15 protein-coding genes are annotated in these 18,916 nt (G+C 62.1%); 11 read left to right on the top strand and 4 right to left on the bottom strand.

Features of this window, described 5'->3' with window-relative positions; all coding sequences use genetic code 11:
* The first annotated feature begins 12 nt into the window (after positions 1–12).
* From AC3WP7_RS26635 to AC3WP7_RS26590, 10 genes are read left to right on the top strand one after another with little or no spacing between them, the layout of a single operon-like run.
* Entirely contained in the window at positions 13–2,445 is a 2,433-nt protein-coding gene (locus AC3WP7_RS26635) for an AAA family ATPase (protein WP_102592770.1), read from the top strand.
* On the top strand, positions 2,442–3,977 hold the full coding sequence (locus AC3WP7_RS26630; protein WP_093121230.1) for a sigma-54 interaction domain-containing protein: 1,536 nt from the start codon (positions 2,442–2,444) through the stop codon (positions 3,975–3,977). The genes AC3WP7_RS26635 and AC3WP7_RS26630 overlap by 4 nt, the downstream gene beginning before the upstream one ends.
* Before the next feature lie 42 nt (positions 3,978–4,019).
* Positions 4,020–4,151, top strand: a complete 132-nt coding sequence (locus AC3WP7_RS26625; RefSeq protein ID WP_081049244.1) for a type VI secretion protein — start codon at positions 4,020–4,022, stop codon at positions 4,149–4,151.
* Positions 4,152–4,167: 16 nt separating this feature from the next.
* Positions 4,168–5,340 (top strand): type VI secretion system-associated FHA domain protein TagH, encoded by a 1,173-nt coding sequence (gene tagH, locus AC3WP7_RS26620; protein WP_102592771.1) that lies wholly within the window; start codon positions 4,168–4,170, stop codon positions 5,338–5,340.
* On the top strand, positions 5,337–5,831 hold the full coding sequence (gene tssJ / locus AC3WP7_RS26615) for a type VI secretion system lipoprotein TssJ (protein WP_092244286.1): 495 nt from the start codon (positions 5,337–5,339) through the stop codon (positions 5,829–5,831). Before tagH ends, tssJ begins: the two co-directional genes overlap by 4 nt.
* Before the next feature lies 1 nt (position 5,832).
* Positions 5,833–7,161: a type VI secretion system baseplate subunit TssK gene (gene tssK, locus AC3WP7_RS26610; protein ID WP_102592772.1), complete on the top strand. Its 1,329-nt coding sequence runs from the start codon at positions 5,833–5,835 to the stop codon at positions 7,159–7,161.
* Positions 7,162–7,165: 4 nt separating this feature from the next.
* Positions 7,166–8,029 carry a type IVB secretion system protein IcmH/DotU gene (icmH, locus tag AC3WP7_RS26605; protein ID WP_102592773.1) on the top strand — a complete coding sequence of 288 codons (864 nt, stop codon included), beginning with the start codon at positions 7,166–7,168 and terminating at the stop codon, positions 8,027–8,029.
* A 15-nt stretch (positions 8,030–8,044) separates the two neighbouring features.
* Positions 8,045–11,419 (top strand): type VI secretion system membrane subunit TssM, encoded by a 3,375-nt coding sequence (tssM, locus tag AC3WP7_RS26600; protein ID WP_102592774.1) that lies wholly within the window; start codon positions 8,045–8,047, stop codon positions 11,417–11,419.
* A complete protein-coding gene (locus AC3WP7_RS26595; RefSeq protein WP_102592775.1) occupies positions 11,416–12,129 on the top strand; it encodes a PP2C family protein-serine/threonine phosphatase in 714 nt (237 codons plus the stop codon). Before tssM ends, AC3WP7_RS26595 begins: the two co-directional genes overlap by 4 nt.
* Positions 12,126–12,971 carry a serine/threonine-protein kinase gene (locus AC3WP7_RS26590; protein ID WP_092244271.1) on the top strand — a complete coding sequence of 282 codons (846 nt, stop codon included), beginning with the start codon at positions 12,126–12,128 and terminating at the stop codon, positions 12,969–12,971. Before AC3WP7_RS26595 ends, AC3WP7_RS26590 begins: the two co-directional genes overlap by 4 nt.
* Positions 12,972–12,975: 4 nt before the next feature.
* Here AC3WP7_RS26590 and AC3WP7_RS26585 read toward each other — a convergent pair whose 3' ends face one another.
* Positions 12,976–13,305 (bottom strand): DUF6388 family protein, encoded by a 330-nt coding sequence (locus AC3WP7_RS26585; RefSeq protein ID WP_071487977.1) that lies wholly within the window; start codon positions 13,303–13,305, stop codon positions 12,976–12,978.
* Positions 13,306–13,550: 245 nt separating this feature from the next.
* Between AC3WP7_RS26585 and AC3WP7_RS26580 the strand changes: the two genes are divergently transcribed.
* A complete protein-coding gene (locus AC3WP7_RS26580) occupies positions 13,551–15,626 on the top strand; it encodes an EAL domain-containing protein (RefSeq protein WP_093513389.1) in 2,076 nt (691 codons plus the stop codon).
* Here the strand turns inward: AC3WP7_RS26580 and AC3WP7_RS26575 are convergent.
* From AC3WP7_RS26575 to AC3WP7_RS26565, 3 genes are read right to left on the bottom strand one after another with little or no spacing between them, the layout of a single operon-like run.
* The gene (locus tag AC3WP7_RS26575; RefSeq protein ID WP_092244265.1) at positions 15,623–16,456 is read right to left on the bottom strand and encodes a metal-dependent hydrolase; all 834 of its coding nucleotides are present in this window, start codon (positions 16,454–16,456) and stop codon (positions 15,623–15,625) included. The genes AC3WP7_RS26580 and AC3WP7_RS26575 overlap by 4 nt on opposite strands.
* Positions 16,457–16,471: 15 nt before the next feature.
* Entirely contained in the window at positions 16,472–17,362 is an 891-nt protein-coding gene (locus AC3WP7_RS26570; RefSeq protein WP_071487974.1) for an SDR family NAD(P)-dependent oxidoreductase, read from the bottom strand.
* Positions 17,359–18,897 carry a flavin-containing monooxygenase gene (locus AC3WP7_RS26565; protein ID WP_092244262.1) on the bottom strand — a complete coding sequence of 513 codons (1,539 nt, stop codon included), beginning with the start codon at positions 18,895–18,897 and terminating at the stop codon, positions 17,359–17,361. Before AC3WP7_RS26565 ends, AC3WP7_RS26570 begins: the two co-directional genes overlap by 4 nt.
* Positions 18,898–18,916 lie beyond the last annotated feature (19 nt).

Raw genomic sequence — 18,916 nt, 5'->3', positions numbered from 1 at the left:
GGATGAATCAGGATGATGAATGTGGACCTGCAACAACTTATCCAGGCATTGACCCCCCAGGCCCGCAAAGACCTGGAGCGTTCCGCCGAGCGCTGCGTCATGCGCGGCGGCAGGGAAGTGCTGGTGGAAGACCTGCTGTTGACCCTGCTGGAGCATCGCGATGGCCTGCTGGTGCGGGCGCTGAAGGATGCCGGTATTGAAACCGCAGAACTGCAAGCCACGCTGCAACCCAAGGGGGAGGCCAGTGCGTCACGCAATCCAGTGTTTGCCCAGGCACTGGTGCAATGGCTGCAACAGGCTTCGATGGTTGCTCATTTGGAACTGCGACACATTGAAATCGATCACGGCGCCCTGTTGCTGGCGCTCTTGCGCCATCCGCTGCAGCACGCGGGCAGCGCCTATCAGGTTTTTCTGAGCCGGCTGGATGCACAGCGTGTGCAGGCGTTCGTGTCGAGTCAGGCGCCTCGTACAGACCCTGCGCCGCAGGGCGAATCACTGCTGGAGCGCTTCACTCACGACCTGACACGCCAGGCCCATGAAGGGCGTATTGACCCGGTGTTATGTCGTGACGTTGAGATCGGTCAGTTGATCGACATACTCATGCGTCGACGCAAGAACAACCCAATCCTGGTCGGTGAAGCCGGAGTGGGCAAGACAGCCGTTGTCGAAGGCCTCGCGTTGCGTGTGGCCACTGCACAGGTGCCCGAGTCTCTCAGGGAGGTGCGGCTACTGACCTTGGACATAGGCCTGCTCCAGGCCGGTGCCAGTATCAAAGGCGAGTTCGAGCGACGCCTGAAGGGTGTGATCGATGAGGTCAACGCCGCGGTGAAACCGGTGATCCTGTTTATCGATGAAGCACACACGCTGGTGGGGGCGGGTGGGCAGGCGGGTGCGTCCGATGCCGCCAATCTGCTCAAGCCGGCGCTGGCTCGCGGCGAGTTGCGCACCATCGCTGCAACGACCTGGACGGAATACAAGAAATACTTTGAAAAAGACCCGGCATTGGCGCGGCGTTTCCAGCCTGTTCGGGTCGGAGAACCCAGCGTCGAGCAAGCGATCTCGATCCTGCGCGGATTAGTCCCGGTGTATGAGCGCAGTCATGGTGTTTACGTGCGCGACGATGCGGTGGTCGCGGCGGCGCAGATGAGCGCCCGTTACTTGGCCGGGCGTCAGTTGCCCGACAAGGCGGTAGATGTGCTGGATACCGCTTGCGCTCGTTTGAGCACTTGCCGGGAGACCGCGCCTGAGGCGTTGCAACACCTTTATGCAGAACAGGCGGCAGGGGCGCGGCAGCGTCAGGCATTGAGCCGAGACCGGGACGAAGGCTTTCCCGTGGACGAACAGACCTTGTACGCGTTGAACCTGCGGATGGAGGCGCTGGACGGCGAGCGCCTGGACCTTGAGCAACGCTGGCTTGCACAGCAGCAAACCACGCAGCAGGTGTGCCCCCGCCTGGTGGCTCAGGTCATCAGTGCATGGACGGGGATCCCGGTTGAACAACTGGCACTTGAGCACAGTGAACAGGTACTGGGTTTTGCCGATGCGCTGCGCCTGCGCATTCTCGGCCAGGAGCAAGCGGTGCAGGCCCTGGACCGCAACCTGCGTGCCGTTGCTGCGGGGCTCAACAAGGCTGATGCGCCGGTCGGCGTATTCCTGCTGGTCGGCCCCAGTGGCGTGGGCAAGACTGAGACGGCGCTGGCCATTGGCGACCTGCTGTATGGCGGTGAGCGCTTCGTCACCACCCTCAACATGTCGGAGTTCCAGGAAAAACATTCCCTGTCTCGGTTGATTGGCGCACCGCCCGGTTATGTCGGTTTTGGCGAGGGCGGCGTGTTGACGGAAGCTGTGCGCCAACGCCCGTATTCGGTAGTGCTGCTCGATGAGGTCGAGAAGGCCGACCCAGAAGTGTTGAACCTGTTCTACCAGATTTTCGACAAGGGCCTGGCCAATGATGGAGAAGGGCGGGAAATCGATTTTCGCAACACGCTGATCCTGATGACGTCCAACCTGGGCAGTGAGCGCATCGGGCAATTGTGCGCAGGTGGCGGGCGACCTGACGTGCGAACGCTGCATGAGGCGATCCTGCCGCAATTGCGGAACCACTTCAAAGCCGCGTTATTGGCCAGGATGCGTGTCGTGCCGTACTACCCGGTCACGGGTGACGTCCTGCATGACCTGGCAAGGCTCAAGCTCGAACGCCTGGGGCAACGCTTGAGTCTGCGCAGTCTGGCATTCAGTTACACGTCGGAGCTGGTTGAACACATGGCCGAGCGGTGCGCCCATGATGACAGTGGCGCGCGTTACGTCGATCAATGGATCGAGCTGCATTTGTTGCCACAGGTGGTCGATCGGCGGTTGCAAGCCATGGCCCGAGGTGAGCCTGTGTCACAGGTCCATGCCCGGCTGGCGGCTAACGGCGTTCCAACCTGTGAGTTCAGCCAATGAGAGAGGATCGGCTGCTCACCCTGCTGCCCCGTTCGGCGGTCTGTGCCGATGCGCTGCTTGACGGGTTCATCCGCCTGGGCAGCGCGGACGACGCAGCCACTCTCCCCGGTTTGTGTGTCGCCGCAGCGGCGCGACTGAGCGAGTGTGACCTCAGCCAATGGTACTGGCGCAACGAATCCACTGGCCGGCTTGAGTTGATCGCCCAGCATTTGCACGGCATGCCTTGCCCTGGCGATCCGGCCTGTACCAAGGATTTCCAGCATGAACAGGTGCTGCACTACGTGCTCAACCAGCAAACTGCCCTTAGCCTGGAAGAACACTCAGGCAGCATGTACGAGTACGGTTTCCTGCCGGTCATGGGGGCCCCCTGGCAAGCGTTGTCATGTGTGCCGTTGTTTGACCGAGGCAAGGGCATCAAGGGGGTACTGCTGTGTGCCAGCCAGCATCGGAAAAACCTGCAGGGCTACACCGCCGCCTTGAGCCAGTTGGGCAGCCTTGCCTTGATGCAGCGCGCTTTACTGCAGTGTCAGTGTGCCACTGGATGTGTTGCCCAGCCTCAGGCTTACATGCCGGCGCCACGTTCAGCGTACGGGTTGATCGGCAGCAGCATGGCTATGGACGAGACGTATCGTTTGATCGGCAAGGTCCTGCATACCCCCTACACCGTGTTACTGCGTGGCGAGACCGGTACGGGCAAGGAGGTCGTGGCGCGGGCGATCCATTCTGCGGGGCCGCGCAGGAGCAAAGCATTTGTGGTGCAAAACTGTGCGGCGTTTCCCGAAGGGCTGCTGGAGAGTGAGCTGTTCGGTTACCGCAAAGGTGCTTTCACGGGGGCCGAGCGTAACCACGCCGGGCTGTTTGACAGCGCGGACGGCGGCACGCTGCTCCTCGACGAAATCGGTGATATGCCGCTGTCGCTGCAGGCTAAATTGCTGCGGGTCTTGCAGGAGGGCGAAGTGCGTCCGTTGGGCGCCAGTACGGCCCACAAGGTGGATGTACGCATCATCGCCGCCACCCACCGTGACCTCGCCACCATGGTCGCCCAAGGCAGTTTTCGCGAGGACCTTTACTACCGGCTTGCGCAGTTTCCCATCGAACTGCCGCCCCTGCGTGAGCGCGACGGCGATGTGTTGCTGTTGGCGCGGGAGTTCGCGCATCAAGCCTCTGCCGACCTCGGGCGTGTGCCGGTGCAATGGTCGAGTGCAGCCCTTGATCAACTCTCGGGTCACGCCTTCCCCGGCAATGTCCGCGAACTCAAGTGCCTGGTGGAACGTGCGGTGCTGCTCTGTGACGACGGTGTGATCCTGCCGGCACACCTGTCCTTGCCGGTGCCGGCTGCCACCGGGGCAGTCGATGCGACGCTGCGCCAGCGCCTGGAGCGGGTAGAGCGGGTATTCCTGATCGATTGCCTGCACAAGAACCGTGGCAATCGCACCCGTACCGCACGTGAGTTGGGCGTTGCGCGGCGCACGCTGCTTTACCGCCTGGCACGCTTGAAAATCCCCGTGGGGGATGTCCGCGAGGAGTGTTGAGCAGGGAACGTGCGGGCCGCTTATTTTCATGGGAGATACCTGATGCCTTTTCATCCGTGGCAAGCCCTGGTGCTTGCGCTGTGTTTGTTGAGTGGCTGTAACGCCAATTATGTCTTTGATGACGCCGACTACCGTCCGTTGGGTGACCCCCACGCGACTCGTCGTGGGCACTGAACAGGGGGCTGCTGTCATGCAATTGATGTTTGAACTCTGTAGCACCGCAAACGGGGAGCCGCCTGAGCGCAAGACATTTGACGGTGTCGGTGGCGTGATCGGACGTGGGTCGGGTTGTGACTGGGTGCTCCCGGATGCCAACCGTCTGATTTCCAGTCACCACGCTCTGGTCAGTTTTAGAGAGGGCCGCTATTTCCTGACGGATATCAGCAGCAACGGTATCGGTGTGTCGGGCAGTATGGAGCGCTTGTGCAAAGGACAGGCACGGCTCATCAGTGACGGCGATGTGTACCAACTGGGGTTGCTGGATATCCGTGCCCGCCTGGTGTTGCAGGCAGGGCAGGGTTTTGCTCGGCAAGACACGATCCCAGACGACGCGTTCCTGGGGCTGGATCCTGTCGACGCATTGGATCGCGAGGTACGGCTCGGCAATTCCTCAGCAGAGCTGGACGCGTTGGACACAACGCCACAGGCACCTTTCGAAACCTTGCGTCAGGGCACGGTGGAGCACGATCACCTGGTCGTGCCGCAATGGGCTGAGCCGGCCAGAGACGTCGTGTCACCTGGCCCTGTCACACCACCACCTGCAACCTCGGAAGCATTCTGGGCGCAGTTCGCCCACGCATTGGGCATGCAGGTGGACGCGCTTGATACGCCGGGGCGCGAAGCCCTGGCGATCAAGGTGGCGGGCCTGTTCAGACAAACCCTCGCAGGGTTGCAGCAAAGCGTGCGAACCCGCGATGAACTCAACAGCGAGGTCCACGGCTTACTGGCGGTTCCGCTGCTCAATACCCGCAATCCGTTGAAAGACTGTGCCGACAGCCATGCCGCCCTGACTTTTTTGCTCGGCGCCGATGAATCCCGTCAGTTCTCTGCCGAGCAAGCGGTCGACCAGGCGTACCGAGACTTGCAGGTTCATCAACTGGCTCTGGTCGTGGCCTGTCGGGCTGCCATACGCGGTGCATTGGCAGCCTTTGCGCCTGGGCACTTGCTGCTGCGCTTCGAACGTGACGGCAAGTCACCCAGGTTCTTCAGCGATGGCGCCCATTGGCGGGCCTACCAACGTCATTATCGGCGACTGACTGAGGACGAGCCCCTGGATGAGCAGGTGCTGCGTCATGAATTTTGCAAAGCCTACGAGGAGCAGGTACGCCTGGTCTCCACCCTTCACGCGGGGTACGCAGAATGATTGGCCGGTCTCGGGTCGCGGTTTCATTCACGCTGCTACTGCTGGGGTTGCTGGCGGGATGCAGCACCCTTTCACCTTTTTCCACCCTGACCAAGCTGGACCTGACTTTGACGGCCAGCGACGAGGTCAACCCCGACCTTCACGGTCGCCCCTCGCCCGTGGTGGTGCAATTGCTGGAGCTGCGGCATCCGGTGGCCTTTGAAAACGCCGACTTCTTCAGCCTCTACGGCCGGGCCGAGCAGGCACTGCCCAAGGATTGGGTCAGCGGCGAGGAACTGGAACTGCGTCCCGGCGAACGGCTGGCGCTCAAGCTGAGTGTCGAGCCGCGCAGTCGCTATGTCGGCGTGCTGGCGGCCTATCGTGACTTGCCCCATGTGCAATGGCGATGGGTGCTGCCTGTGGCTCCCGGACAGTTGACCCGTGCCGACATCGTGCTGGACCAGACCGGTATCCGGATGGCGGCACCTCAACCTGACAGGACGGAGGACTGAGATGCAGATCCATAACGTTATCTGGCAAGAGGGCATGCTGCTGAGGCCCCAACACTTGCAGCACAGCGACCGCTACTACCATCGGCAACTCAACCACACCCGGCTGCTGAGCAGTGATGCCTGGGGTTTCCTGAGCCTGGAAGTCGATGTGCAGTACCTGAACCTGGGCAAGATTGTGGTGAACCAGGCCACCGGAGTGCTACCGGACGGCAGCCTGTTCGAGCTGAGCGGCACCCTGGAACCCCTGATGTTGCAGGTGCCTGCCAATGCAGGCAGACAGGCTGTGTACCTGGCGCTGCCGCTGGCGACTGACAATCAGGTCGAGGTGCGTTCGAAGGAGCAACGCGATGTCCTGGCGCGCTATGTTGCCTGTGATACAGAAATCGGTGACTCCACTGCCGGGGTCGACTCCCGTTGCCAGATCAAATGCGCGCGCCCGGACTTGCGCCTGATGCTGGGCGAGCCGCCCGGTGACGCGTTCTACGTGAAACTCCAGGTTGCCCGGGTGGTGGATTCGACCCAGGACGGCGGCGTGAGGCTGGATGCGGATTTTGTACCAACGTTTATCTACCTTCAGGGTTCGGGGTATGTGGCGTCTTGCATCAACGAAGTCACCAGCCTGCTGGCGACCCGTGGCGATGCGATTGCAGCGCGCATCCAGGGAAACGGCGCTAGCGCCAGCGCACAGGTCGGCGACTTTTTGATGCTGCAGTTGATCAATCGTGCGGAATTGAGATTGCGTCACTACCTGAGCCAGACCCAGGTGCGGCCGGAGGTGGTGTATCGGGAGTTGCTGTCGATTTTCGGTGAGCTGTGCACCTTTTCCAACGACAGCAAACGGGCGCAATTTCCGGCGCAATACCGGCATGGCGATCAGGGCGCGAGCTTTCGTGGATTGATGGAAGGCCTTCGTGCGGCGCTGTCGCTGGTGTTGGAACAGCAGGCGGTCGAGTTAACGCTGCAACCACGGCAGTACGGGGTGCTGGTATGCCCGGTGAGCGACCTCAAGTTACTCGGTACAGCCACCTTCATCCTGGCGGCCACTGCCCAGTGCGATACGGAGGAACTGCGTCATCGACTGCCGGCCCATCTCAAGATCGGACCGGTGGAGCGCATCCGCGAACTGGTCAACCTGCACCTGGCCGGGATCAAGGTCAAGCCGTTGCCGGTAGCGCCGCGGCAGATTCCGTTCCACGCCGGCAAGACCTATTTCATGCTCGAACTCAGCCCCCGTGACATTGCGCAGTTGGAGCAATCAGGTGGTTTCGCCTTCCACGCCAGCGGCGAGTTTGCCGAGCTGGAACTCAACTTTTGGGCTATCAGGAACTGACGTCATGACTATGGACAGTGAATACCCGCAAGACGAAAAAACCGTGTTGCTTGACCGTGAGGGTCTCGGACCGGCGCACGCAACCGTTACGGACTTCCCGTCGCCGCCACGCTTCGAGCAACTGGAAGACCGCATGATCTATTGCGCCCAGATGCAAGGCATACGGCACTTCAAGAGTGGCCCCAACGTGCTGTTGACCGCGGCCTGGGAACTCTTGCTGCAAGTGGTCCAACTCAAGGCCAGCCCCGGCCGGGAAAGCCTGCCGGCACTCAATGAGGAGTTTTCCTCGGGCATCACCGCGTTCGAGGCCTATGCCTTGTATCTGGGGGCCGATAATAGTCAGGTGATGTCGGCGCGTTACGTGCTGTGCAGCGTCATTGATGAAGCCGTGGTCACTACGCCGTGGGGCGGCCGTAGCGACTGGTCGAAGACCAGCCTGCTCAGCCGTTTCCACAACGAAACTTTTGGCGGTGAAAAATTTTTCCAGTTGCTTGAGCGTTTGTCCCGTGACCCCGTCAAGCATGTGGCCCTGCTGGAATTGATGTACCTGTGCCTGTCCCTGGGGTTCGAAGGCCAATACCGTGTCATGGAGCGGGGAAGGGCGCAGCTCGAAACTGTGCACGACGCGGTGTATCGCCAGATCAGGCACGTGCGCGGTGATCAGCCGCCGTTAACCCTTGTATCCGGCGCCGGCGGGACCTCTCAGGCACGGATACGCATTGTCTCGGCTACCTGGGCCGCAGCCTGCGTGCTGGCGTGTCTGCTGGTGGTGTATTCGGGGTTCGCCTGGATGCTGGGCCAGGAGCGCAGGGCGACGTTGCACGCTTTCCAATCTTCGCTGGCAGAGCCGTCTCGGACGCCCTTGTAACGCTGGGAGCAATGAATGAACGCATTCTTCAGACGCGTGGGCAAGGTGCTGCGCGAGAGTTGGGTATGGAGCCTGTTGCTGGTGCTGGCCGGTGCGCTGCTGGTGTGGTTTGTCGGGCCGTTGCTGGCGGTAGACGACTACCGTTTCTGGCAGGGTTCGACGGCCCGTTTGTTGACCATCAGCGCAATGCTGCTGTCATGGGGGTTGGCGATGGTGGTTGTGGGGGCACGTCGCTCCGCGCGTTTGGATCAGCCTGGGCAGCTGGAACATCTTCAGCAGCAGGGGTTGATCAATGACGAAGTGGTGCAGGTGCGCAGGCGCTTCAAGGAAGCGCTGCAGACGTTGAAAACCTCACACCGCTACGGCGAGCGCAGTGAGCGTTCGCGCCAGGAACTGCCCTGGTTCCTGTTGATTGGCGAGCAGGGCAGCGGCAAGACCGACTTGCTGGCCGCTGCCGGGTTGCCGGCGGGGCTCGACCGGACGCACGCGATGCCGCCAGGCGCCACCTCTTCCTGTGACTGGTATTTTGCCGACGACGCGGTGGTGGTCGAGATGGCAGGTCGATACCTGAGCCAGCCCGACCACAGTGTCGATGCAGCGGGATGGTCGACAATGCTGGACATGCTTAAGTCATGGCGCAGGGCACGGCCGCTCGATGGCGTGGTGGTGACGCTGTCAGTCGATACGCTGTTACGCAGCAACGAACACGACCTGGAGCTTCACGCGCGCCATGTGCGTAACCGCTTGCAGGACATCCAGCAGTCACTGCAGGTAGATGTGCCGGTTTATCTGGTGCTGACGCAGCTTGATCGGTTGGCCGGGTTTGCCGAGTTCTTTGATGCGCGGCAGGGCGATGCCGCGGAAGGCTGCCTGGGTGGGTGCCTGGTGTCAGGCATGGCAGGCACTGATACCGCCGAGGTGCGCGAAACATTCGACGCCTTGTTGCAACGTGTGGGTGCCGAGCTGATCCCGCGCTTGCATCAGGAACGCAACCTTGAGCGCCGAGGCCGCATGCTAGGCTTTCCTCAGCATCTCGCTCGCCTGGGCGAGTTCGTCTGCCTGTTTATCGAGAGTACGTTTGCCGCCCATCGCTACCAGCGAATCAACGGCTTGCGCGGGTTCTACCTGACCTGTGCGAAGACAGGTGATGTGCGTGCCCATTTTGCCCAGGGCCTGTTCAATCGGGTGATTTTTGCCGAGGCCGGTCTTGCCGGGCTGCGTACCCCGGAGCGACAGCGCATACGTCGACGCCACGGGTTGATGGCGCTGGCCGCCTCATTGGTTGTGGGTACGGCCGGGGCGCTGTGGGCGCACAGTTACGCATTCAACTATCAGCGGCTGGTGCAACTGCGGGAGCTGATCAACCCCAAGCCTGTAGGCCAACCCGAAGCGGACGCCAGCCTGGCGTTGCTCGCGCTGTTGGACAGTCGCCTGGCGGCCACGGGAGTGTTTCCACCGGCGGCGCAGGTACCTTGGGTTGAGCGGGGCGGCTTGTATCAGGGCGAGTTGAGTCGGCCATCATTGAACAGCGCCTACGAGCAAGCCCTGCATCAGCAATTGCTCCCCTACGTGACCCTGCGGCTCGAACAACAGGTACGTGACAGCCTGGGTGATCGCGAGCAGTTACTGGACAGCCTTCGCGCCTACTTGATGCTCAACCTGCCCGAGCGACGTGATAAGGCCTGGTTGGCCGAGCATGTGGCGGGGCTGCGGACTGTTGGGTACATCGAGGATGCATCGACACACAAACGCCTGCACGAACACGTTGCACGGCTCGTTGAACAGGGTTTTTCGGCCCCGCTGAATGATGAGTTGGTCGCCCAGGCCCGCCTGGTGCTGCGCGGTGAGCCAATGGTAGAGGTGGTCTACCGGACACTGCGCGAGCAAGCTCGGCACCTGGAGCCCTTTCGCCTCGCTGAAAGCCCGGCGTTTTCGAGGGTTGAGCCCCCCATCCCGGGTTTCTATACCCGTAAATACCTGCAGTTTTTCGAAAGCCAGGGGCCACAGTTGGTCAATGCCATCGCCCAGGATAATTGGGTGCTTGGGGAGGCCGCAGACCTCAGCGTCGTGGACTTGCGCAAGCTGATGCTGGAGCTGGAACAGCGTTACTTCAGCGAATACGCCGACATCTGGAGTGATGCGCTGGGTCGAGTCAGGCTGCTGGAAAGCGACGACCTGAGGCACGATGCGCAGCAGCTCGCGAACTTGACTTCCGCCCAGTCGGCGCTGGTGTTGCTGTTGCGGCAAGTGCGGGAACACACGCGACTGCTGCCGACCCATGAGCGGTTTGGAGCGGTGAGCCAGCAGGTCGCTGAGCTGGGCACGCCGGTGTCCGGCTTGCTCACCCGAGCCTTGCCGCGCCAAACATTGCCGGATACTGCCCGGCGCGCATTGCTGCGTCGTTTCGAGCCCTTGCACCAATTGCTGGATGAAGAGCTGAACCCGACCGCCGAGTTGACCCAGGCCTTGCGCCTGTTGGATGAGTTGCACTTGCAAGTCTCGACACTGAACCGTGACAGTTCGCCCGAGCACGCGGCATTCAAGATGGCCCGGCAACGCATGGATGGACAGCAGCCGCTGTTGGGTAACCTGCGTGACGCTGCTGCTCGCTTGCCGCAGCCGCTCAAGGGCTGGTTGGACGGGATTGCCGAGCAAACCTGGCGCCATCTCCTTGATGACGCCTATGGGTATGTGAACCAGCGTTATCAGAGTGAGGTGTATGGCTTTTATGTGAAAGCCATCCGGCACCGCTACCCCTTCAATGCCGACGCCGGCAGCGATGTTGCCCTGGGTGATTTCCAGTCGTTCTTCAAACCACGGGGGGTGATGGAGCACTTCTATGACAGCTACCTGCGGCCGTTCGTCAGTGTCGAGGGGAGCCGCTATCGTTTGCGTGGCCTTGAGGGTCGCAGCTTGCCTGTTTCACGTTCGTTGCTCGACCAGTTGACACGCGCGCAGGTCATTCGCCAGGGGTTCTTCAGCGCAGACCAGGGGAATTGGGCCGTTCTGTTCACGCTGGCGCCCTACAGCCTGGACCAGGCCGTCAACCGTGCGACGCTGCGGGTGGGCGATCAGCAATTGGAATACCGTCACGGTCCCATCGTGCCGATGGCGTTCCATTGGCCGAGTGATGCGGACAATGGGCGCAGCAGCCTGGTACTGGAGCGCGGTACCGAGCGACCGCTGGGCATTGAAAAAGACCGGGGAGCCTGGTCGTTGTTCCGGCTTTTCGAACTGATGCAAAACGAGCCGGCCAGCGGCAGGGATGCACAGATACTCAAGGCCGACCTGGCCGGCCTGCGTGCCAACTACCTGCTCACCAGCCAACGCAGCCCCAGCCCGTTTCAGATGGCCACATGGCGCGGCTTCCGCCTGCCGGAGCAGTTGTGAACCGCGCGCACCCTTGGCGAAGTGCTGGCCGCACGGCGCAAGGCAAGCGTCGTGCGCGTAACGAGGATGGGTTCCTCGATTGCCCGCAACGCGGTTGCTGGGCGGTCGCCGATGGAATGGGAGGGCACCATGCTGGGAATGTGGCCAGTCAACGGGTGGTCAGCAGCCTCGCGGCGCTGCCAGGCCAAGGCAGCTTCGACCAGCGGGTCGAGGCCGTACAACGCTGCCTGCGGGGGCTCGACAGCCAGTTGCAGGCGGCCGATGGCCTGGCACGCGTCATGGGCAGTACGGTGGTTGTCCTGTTGCTTGAGCGTGACCGCGCGGCGTGTATCTGGGCAGGGGACAGCCGATGTTATCTCTGGCGAGGGCAGCGTTTGTATCAGCTGTCCAGGGACCACTCCCTGCAACAGCAACTGATGGACAAGCAGCATGTTAGCCTGGAACTGGCCCGCGCTCATCCAGACGCCCGTGCCTTGACTCGTGCCATTGGCGTCGGAAAACCGCTGAGTCTGGAGATACTGGAACTGCGTCCCCATCCAGGCGATGTGTTCTTGCTGTGCAGTGATGGCTTGTACCAGGGGCTCAGCCACCGGCAACTGGGGCGTGCGATGAATGCCGGCACGCCCGGGCAGGTAGTGGAGCGGTTGTTCAGCGACGTGTTGCGTGGACCTGCGCTGGATGACCTCACTGCGGTGGTGGTGCAGCCATGAACGCCGCAGCCGGTCCGCCGAACCTGCTTGCGGGACGCTACCAGCTGGAGCGAATTCTCGGTTCAGGGGGCATGGGGGTGGTCTATCGTGCCCGGGATCTGCTGCATGAGGCGTTTGGCGAACCGGACGCGCGCGTGGCGCTGAAGCTGTTGGGTGAGACGCTCTGTGCGTCCACCGACGCCCACGTGTTGCTGTACAGCGAGTTCGCCCTGACCCGGAGCCTGCGACATGAACATGTGGTCCGGGCCTTTTCGTTCGAGGTCGACACGGCGCACCAGCTGGCATTCTTCACCATGGAAGTGATGCCCGGCCTGACCCTGGACCGCCTGCTCCCGGAATGCCCGCAAGGGATGGCGTGGCAGGCGCTGCAACCCATCGCCCTGCAACTGCTGGATGCGCTGGCCTACACCCACCGACAAGGAGTGCTGCATGGCGATGTGAAACCGGCGAACATCATGCTGGGGGAGCAGGGGATACGGCTGTTCGATTTTGGCCTGGGGCATGCTGAAGCGCAGGCAAGGGCCGGATTGCCCGGCCTGAGCCGCAGTCGCCTGAATGCCTGGACCCCTGCGTATGCAGCGCCGGAGCTGATGGCCGGAGGGCTTCCCTCACCCCGTGCCGATCTGTACGGGGTTGCCAGTGTGCTCTATGAGTTGGCCGAAGGACGGCGCCCCGGCGAACGTCAGCAGCATCAGCCGCTGCCGAGGCCGAGGCAGTTGCCCAGGCATTGCTGGCCTGCAGTGTCTTCGGCTCTGGCGATGGATCCTGAACAACGCACGGTGTCGGTCGCCGAGTTGCGCGAAGTGCTGGGCTGCGGGCGCCGTCTCTGGTTCCTGGGGTAGTGCGTTAGCCGGGCAGGTCGTGCAGTTGGCAGTACTCGACCCAGCTCAGGCCCGCCATCTGTGCCACCTCCTTGTGTACCTCACGACGCTGGGCTTCAAAGGCCTCACAGGAATCGGCGGTCAGTTTGAGGGTCAGCTCCCAGGCAAACAGGCCCTGGCGTTCAGCTTGCGCTTCAAAGGCTTCATGCAAGCGTTCGGCACGGTACTGGGCCAGGGTTTCGCCCCTGGCCTGGGCAGCCAGCGGATTCAGGGTATCCAGTTCGGCGGCGACATCGGGGTGTTCATCGAGGAATCTGTCCAGCGCGCGCTGGTGGTTATCACCGGGTTGTGACAAAGGCTTACTCCAAACACAGGTCAGGGGGAGGGCGGATAGGCGTCATTGAAGCAGATTGAGCGATTGGCCTGGATCATAAAACTCAACTGTTTGGAAAAAACAGGGCCTGGCCTGTTATCCGATTCGGAAATTCACCCAGATGAATGGCAAAAGGCTTTCGCTCATTGGGCCAGGACGTGTAGCGTTAGCCGGTGCTTCCAGCCCTGCCTTGCAGGGACAGTGGGCGATGGGCAGAGGGATGGGTCATGGCGCAAACGCTGTTCAAGCTTTTCTTCACCCAACGCCTGGCTGCGTTGGCCAGCACTGAATCGCTGCGGGCGATCCGCGAAGGGCTGTTGTGGATCCTGCCTTGCCTGCTGGTCTCGGCGGGCTTTCTGATTCTGTCGGAATGTGCTCGCGTCCTTGGCTTCCACGCTCAGGTGGTGGCGTTCCTCGCCGGCCTGCACAACCAGATCAGTTCCGTGATCCCGCTGCTGGTGGCCGCGTCCATCGGTTACATGCTGGCGATCCAGCATCGCCTGCCCCAATTGCCCGTGGCATTCCTGTGCCTGGCCCATGTGGTGGTGGCGACATTCATCCTGCGGGACTACCCCAGGGCCTCGGCCACCTTTGTGCTGTTTATCGCCATTGCCTCGCCGCTGTTGAACGTTCCCGCAATTGCCTGGCTGCACCGCTACCGCTGGACCCGTCTGGTCAACGAAGACCTGGTGGGGCACAACCTGCGGGGCACGATCAATATGGTGCTGCCAGGCGCTATCACCGCCCTGGCATTGGTGGTGGTGCTGTCCTTGTTGCTGCAGATTCCGTATGTGGCGCAGTTGCAAGGCCCCCAGGTGCTGGACGCGCTGGAGTCGCCCTACGGCAGCGGCCTGTTCGTGACCCTGATGAATTCGCTGCTGTGGTTTTTCGGCATCCACGGCGTGTACGCCATGCAACCGCTGTTCGATGTACTGGACCAGGTCGTGGTGCTGAACAGCACGGCCCTGGCGGCGGGCGAGCCGGTCAAATATGTGTTGAACAGTGGCCTGTTGGGCAGCTTTGCGTTTATCGGTGGCTCGGGCGGTGCATTGTGCCTGTTGCTGGCCATCCTGCTGTTCTCCAGGAGCCAGTCCATGCGCTTGTTGGCGGTGGCGAGCCTGCCGCTGTCACTGTTCAACGTCAGCGAGGTGCTGCTGTTCGGCTTGCCGATCATCCTCAACCCGCGTTTGTTCATACCGTTTCTGATCGTCCCGGCGTTGAATGCCATGCTGGCGTTGACGGTGGTGCAGATGGGCTGGGTGTCGCCGGCGGTGGTCAGCGTGCCGTTCACCGCGCCGGTGCTGCTCAATGCCTATCTGAGTACCCACGGCGACCTGGCGGCGGTGGCGCTGCAAGTGGCGCTGCTGGGCCTGGGCACCCTGGTGTACGCGCCGTATGTGCGCGCGATCCATCGCCAGGCCAGTGAAGGGGGCACGGTGTACCTCAAGTCCCTGGACATGACCTTCCGTGGCCTTGAAGAAAAGGGCCGGCTGCGCGAGCTGGACCCGGTACTCGCCTCCCACAAGACCCTGGCGCGCCAGGCCGTGGAACTGAGCCGCATCCAGCAGATCAGCGACTATGAGTTCTACCTCGAATTCCAGCCGCAGGTCTCGACCCGCACAGGCCTGTGCACCGGGTGTGAAGCGCTGATGCGGGCCCGCGACGCCCAGGGCACGGTGCATTCGCCGTGGGAATTCCTGCAATGGCTGGCCCAGGCGCGGTTGATGCCGGATGTGGATGTGTGGGTAGCATCCCAGGCGGTTCGCCAGTACCAGAAGTGGCAGAAACTCGGTTTTGCCCTGCCGATGACCATCAATATTTCCAGCGCGACCCTGACCGACGCCGCCTTCGGCGAACGCCTGGTGGAGATCCTGGCCCAGGCCCATGGGCACGTATCGGTCGAGATCACTGAGGACGCCCTGGTCAGTGATATCCAGGTCACGCGCCAGACTATCCAGAAGCTGCAGGCCATTGGTGCCAAGGTGTATATCGACGACTTCGGCACCGGCTTTTCGGCCCTGAGTTACCTGCACCAGTTCCCGGTGGACTTCATCAAGATCGACCGCAGCTTCGTGGTGGCCCAGCACGACCCCAAGGGTGCGCAGGTGATGACCGGCATGCTGCGCTTCTGTGAGGCGCTGAACCTGGGCGTGGTGGTGGAAGGGGTGGAGACTGCCGAGCAGTTGGCCTTCCTGAATACCGGCGCCGAATTGATTATCCAGGGCTGGTATTTCAGCAAGGCGCTGCCGGGCGATCAGTTGGAAGGGTTCGTACGCGAACGCGCCGCCTTGGCGCAGGCTTAATACCCGCGCTGGGTCTGCTCGATCTCCTCGACCAGGCCATCGATCCCGGCCAGGCGCGCCCGATTGTCGTGGTCCCAGGGGTGAAAGCCGGGTTTGAAGTAGTGCAGCCACGGCACCAGCATTCGTGGGAAAACACCCTTCGGCCCATACAGAAACTTCAACATGCGCCAGAAACCCTTGAGGTGCCCACCCGACTTGCGGTCGGCAATCAGCAGGCGCAGGTGAAAGTCGAACACCACCAGCCAGAAGAACACCGTGGTGGTCAGCATGGTGCCGGTGCGCAGCAGATAGCGCTTGGGGCCGGGCTTGATCACGCGGTTCCATACATCGAACGCCACGGCCTTGTGTTCGGTTTCTTCCAGGGCGTGCCAATACCACATCTGCTGATAGCCCTTGAGCGAATTGCCGAAGCGCGACGGGTCGCTCAACAGGATTTCGGCCAGCATCGCCGTGTAGTGTTCAAGGGCAATGGTCACCGCCAGGTTGAAGGACGCAGGCAGGTGTTTTTTCTGCCAGTCGAGGATGAACTTCAAGCGCCGGTCCAGCGTATGTGCCGGCAACCCGGCGGCTTGCAGCAAGTCGTTGTAGGCCACGTGTTCGCGGCTGTGCATGGCCTCCTGGCCGATGAACCCCTGGATCTCTTTTTTAAGAGCTGGGTCGTCGATGTCCTGGCGATAGTGGCGCACGCTGTCCATGAAAAACAGCTCGCCCTGGGGAAACAGCAGCGACAGGGCATTGAAGAAATGCGTGATGAACGGGCCCTGTTCATGCCAGTCCTTGATGCGCTCGGCGGGCAGGGCGAAATGGATGTCACGGCGGATCGGCAACATAGTGCGTGCTCCTGTTCAGAGGTGGGGCTCGTCGTTGGTTTCAAATACCGGCGTGCGCGGCTTGGGCGCCATGCGCTTGCTGGCGAACACCACCAGGGCTTGATAGGCCGAGGGCAGGCAACGGGCGAGCAGGTCGAGGAAATACGCGTCGCGGCCGATCAGCACGCGGCGCTTGTTTTTGCGCACGCCGTGCAGGATCACTTTGGCGGCCTGGTCGGCGTCGGTGATGAACAGCTTTTCGAAATCGGCGCGGGCCTGCTGTTCGCTGTGGATCAGGAAGCCCGTCATGTTCGCGTCGATACGGCTGCTGCGGCAGATATCGGTGCGGATGCCACCGGGGTGCACGCAGGTGGCCGACACGCCGCAGCGTTGCAGGTCCAGTTCCTGGCGCAGGGATTCGGTGAAACCGCGCACCGCAAACTTGGTGGCGTTATAGCCGCTCATGCCGGGCTGGGCGAACAGACCGAATACGCTGGACGTATTGATCACATGGCCTTCGCCCGAGGCTTTCAGGTATGGCAGAAATGCTTTGGTGCCATGCACCACGCCCCAGAAGTTGATACCGACGATCCATTCCAGGTCGGCATAGTCCACGCCTTCAACCGTGCTCGACAGAGCCACCCCGGCATTGTTGAACACCAGGTTGACCTGGCCGTGATCGGCCACGCAGCGTGCGGCCCACTCCTCCATGGCCTGGCGATCGGACACATCCAGTACCTGGGTGGTGACCGACACGGGGGCCAGGGTCGAGGTCTTGATCAGCGCCAGGGTCTGCTCCAGCCCCTGGCTGTTTTTATCTGCCAGCGCCAGGTGGCAACCTTCACGCGCCAGGGCCAATGCCAGGGCGCGGCCCATGCCGGATGCGGCGCCGGTAATTGCCGCTACGCGGCCATTGAATGACTTCATGACAGGCTGCCTTCCGGGGTGGAGTGGGGGGCCGGCACGGGGCGGCTGGGCAGGTTGACCGGCAACTGGTCGACCACGTAATCCTTGAGCGCAAACTGGCGGGTGACCTGCTTGAAGCGCCAGGTCGAGCCGGGCCACAAGGTGGTGTTCCTGCCGGTGCGAGGGTCGAGGTACCAGCTCTGGCAACCGCCGGTGTTCCAGATGGTGCGCTTGAGCTTGGCTTGCAACTGTTGGTTGTAGGCGCTTTCCACGGCCGCCTTGACGTCCACCGTGGCGATGCGGTGCCGCTGCATGTGCTGGAGGGCACCCATGATGTAAGTCACCTGGGCTTCGATCATCAGGATCATCGAGTTATGCCCCAAGCCAGTATTGGGCCCGACGATCAGGAACAGGTTGGGATAGCCAGGCACCGTGGTGCCCTTGTAGGCATGGGCGCCGTCTTGCCAGGTGTCCATCAGGTCCACACCGCCGCGCCCGATGATGCAGTCGCGGGGCAGGGGATCGCTGGCCTGGAAACCGGTGCCGAAGATCAGGCAATCGGCCGGGTGCTTGATGCCGTCGGCGGTGATCACGCCGTCGGCTTCGATGCGCAGCACGCGATCGGTGACCACCTCGACATTGCTGCGCGACAAGGCGGGGTAGTAGTCGTTGGAGATCAGCACGCGTTTGCAGCCGATGGTGTAGTCCGGGGTCAGAGTCTTGCGCAGGGATGGGCGGGCTACTTGTTTGTGCAGATGACGCAGGGCGATTTTCTGCACCATTTTCATCAGTCTTGGGTGCAGGGCAAAGCCCACCACGCGGCCTTCCAGCGCCCAGTAGAAAGCACCGCGCACCAAGCGCTGAGTGAAGGGCAGGTGCTTGAACAGCCAGCGCTCGAAAGGCGTAATCGCCCGGTCAGGCTTGGGCATGATCCACGGTGGCGTGCGCTGGAACAGGTCCAGGTGGGCCACTTGCGGCGCGATCTGCGGTACGAACTGAATGGCACTGGCGCCGGTGCCGATCACCGCGACGCGCTTGCCTTTCAAGGAGTATTCATGGTCCCACTGCTGGGAGTGGAAGCGCTTGCCCTTGAAATGATCGAGCCCCGGAATATCCGGTAACGCCGGACGCGACAGGCCGCCCATGCCCGACACCAGCACCCGCGCACTGACCTGGCGGCCACCGCTGAAGCTCAATTGCCAGCGTTGCAGGTGCTCGTCGAACACCGCTCGCTCCAGGCCCATGCCGAAGCGCAGATAGGGCGCCAATCCAAAGCGCGTGGCGCATTGCTCCAGGTACGCACGGATCTCCGCCTGCGGCGCGAACTGCCGCGTCCAGGCCGGGTTGGGTGCAAAGGAAAACGAATACACATGGGACTGCACATCACAGGCGCAGCCCGGGTAATGATTGTCCCGCCAGGTGCCGCCGAGGGTGTCGGCCTGTTCGGCGATAAAGAAGTCGGTGAACCCGGCTTCCTTGAGCTTGATCGCCATGCACAGGCCGGCAAAGCCGGAACCGATGATGGCGATGTCGATTGAATCACTCTGGGCATTCATAAGCAGTCCCTCGTGGGCA

It is taken from the genome of Pseudomonas sp. FW305-3-2-15-C-LB1, assembly GCF_058787615.1.
This window is presented reverse-complemented; position numbering and strand designations above follow the sequence as displayed.

Coding starts and splice junctions, on each gene's coding strand:
- AC3WP7_RS26635 (WP_102592770.1), top strand. CDS start 13: ATGATGAATGTGGACCTGCAACAACTTATCCAGGCATTGACCCCCCAG.
- AC3WP7_RS26630 (WP_093121230.1), top strand. CDS start 2,442: ATGAGAGAGGATCGGCTGCTCACCCTGCTGCCCCGTTCGGCGGTCTGT.
- AC3WP7_RS26625 (WP_081049244.1), top strand. CDS start 4,020: ATGCCTTTTCATCCGTGGCAAGCCCTGGTGCTTGCGCTGTGTTTGTTG.
- tagH (WP_102592771.1), top strand. CDS start 4,168: ATGCAATTGATGTTTGAACTCTGTAGCACCGCAAACGGGGAGCCGCCT.
- tssJ (WP_092244286.1), top strand. CDS start 5,337: ATGATTGGCCGGTCTCGGGTCGCGGTTTCATTCACGCTGCTACTGCTG.
- tssK (WP_102592772.1), top strand. CDS start 5,833: ATGCAGATCCATAACGTTATCTGGCAAGAGGGCATGCTGCTGAGGCCC.
- icmH (WP_102592773.1), top strand. CDS start 7,166: ATGACTATGGACAGTGAATACCCGCAAGACGAAAAAACCGTGTTGCTT.
- tssM (WP_102592774.1), top strand. CDS start 8,045: ATGAACGCATTCTTCAGACGCGTGGGCAAGGTGCTGCGCGAGAGTTGG.
- AC3WP7_RS26590 (WP_092244271.1), top strand. CDS start 12,126: ATGAACGCCGCAGCCGGTCCGCCGAACCTGCTTGCGGGACGCTACCAG.
- AC3WP7_RS26580 (WP_093513389.1), top strand. CDS start 13,551: ATGGCGCAAACGCTGTTCAAGCTTTTCTTCACCCAACGCCTGGCTGCG.
- AC3WP7_RS26575 (WP_092244265.1), bottom strand. CDS start 16,456: ATGTTGCCGATCCGCCGTGACATCCATTTCGCCCTGCCCGCCGAGCGC.
- AC3WP7_RS26570 (WP_071487974.1), bottom strand. CDS start 17,362: ATGAAGTCATTCAATGGCCGCGTAGCGGCAATTACCGGCGCCGCATCC.
- AC3WP7_RS26565 (WP_092244262.1), bottom strand. CDS start 18,897: ATGAATGCCCAGAGTGATTCAATCGACATCGCCATCATCGGTTCCGGC.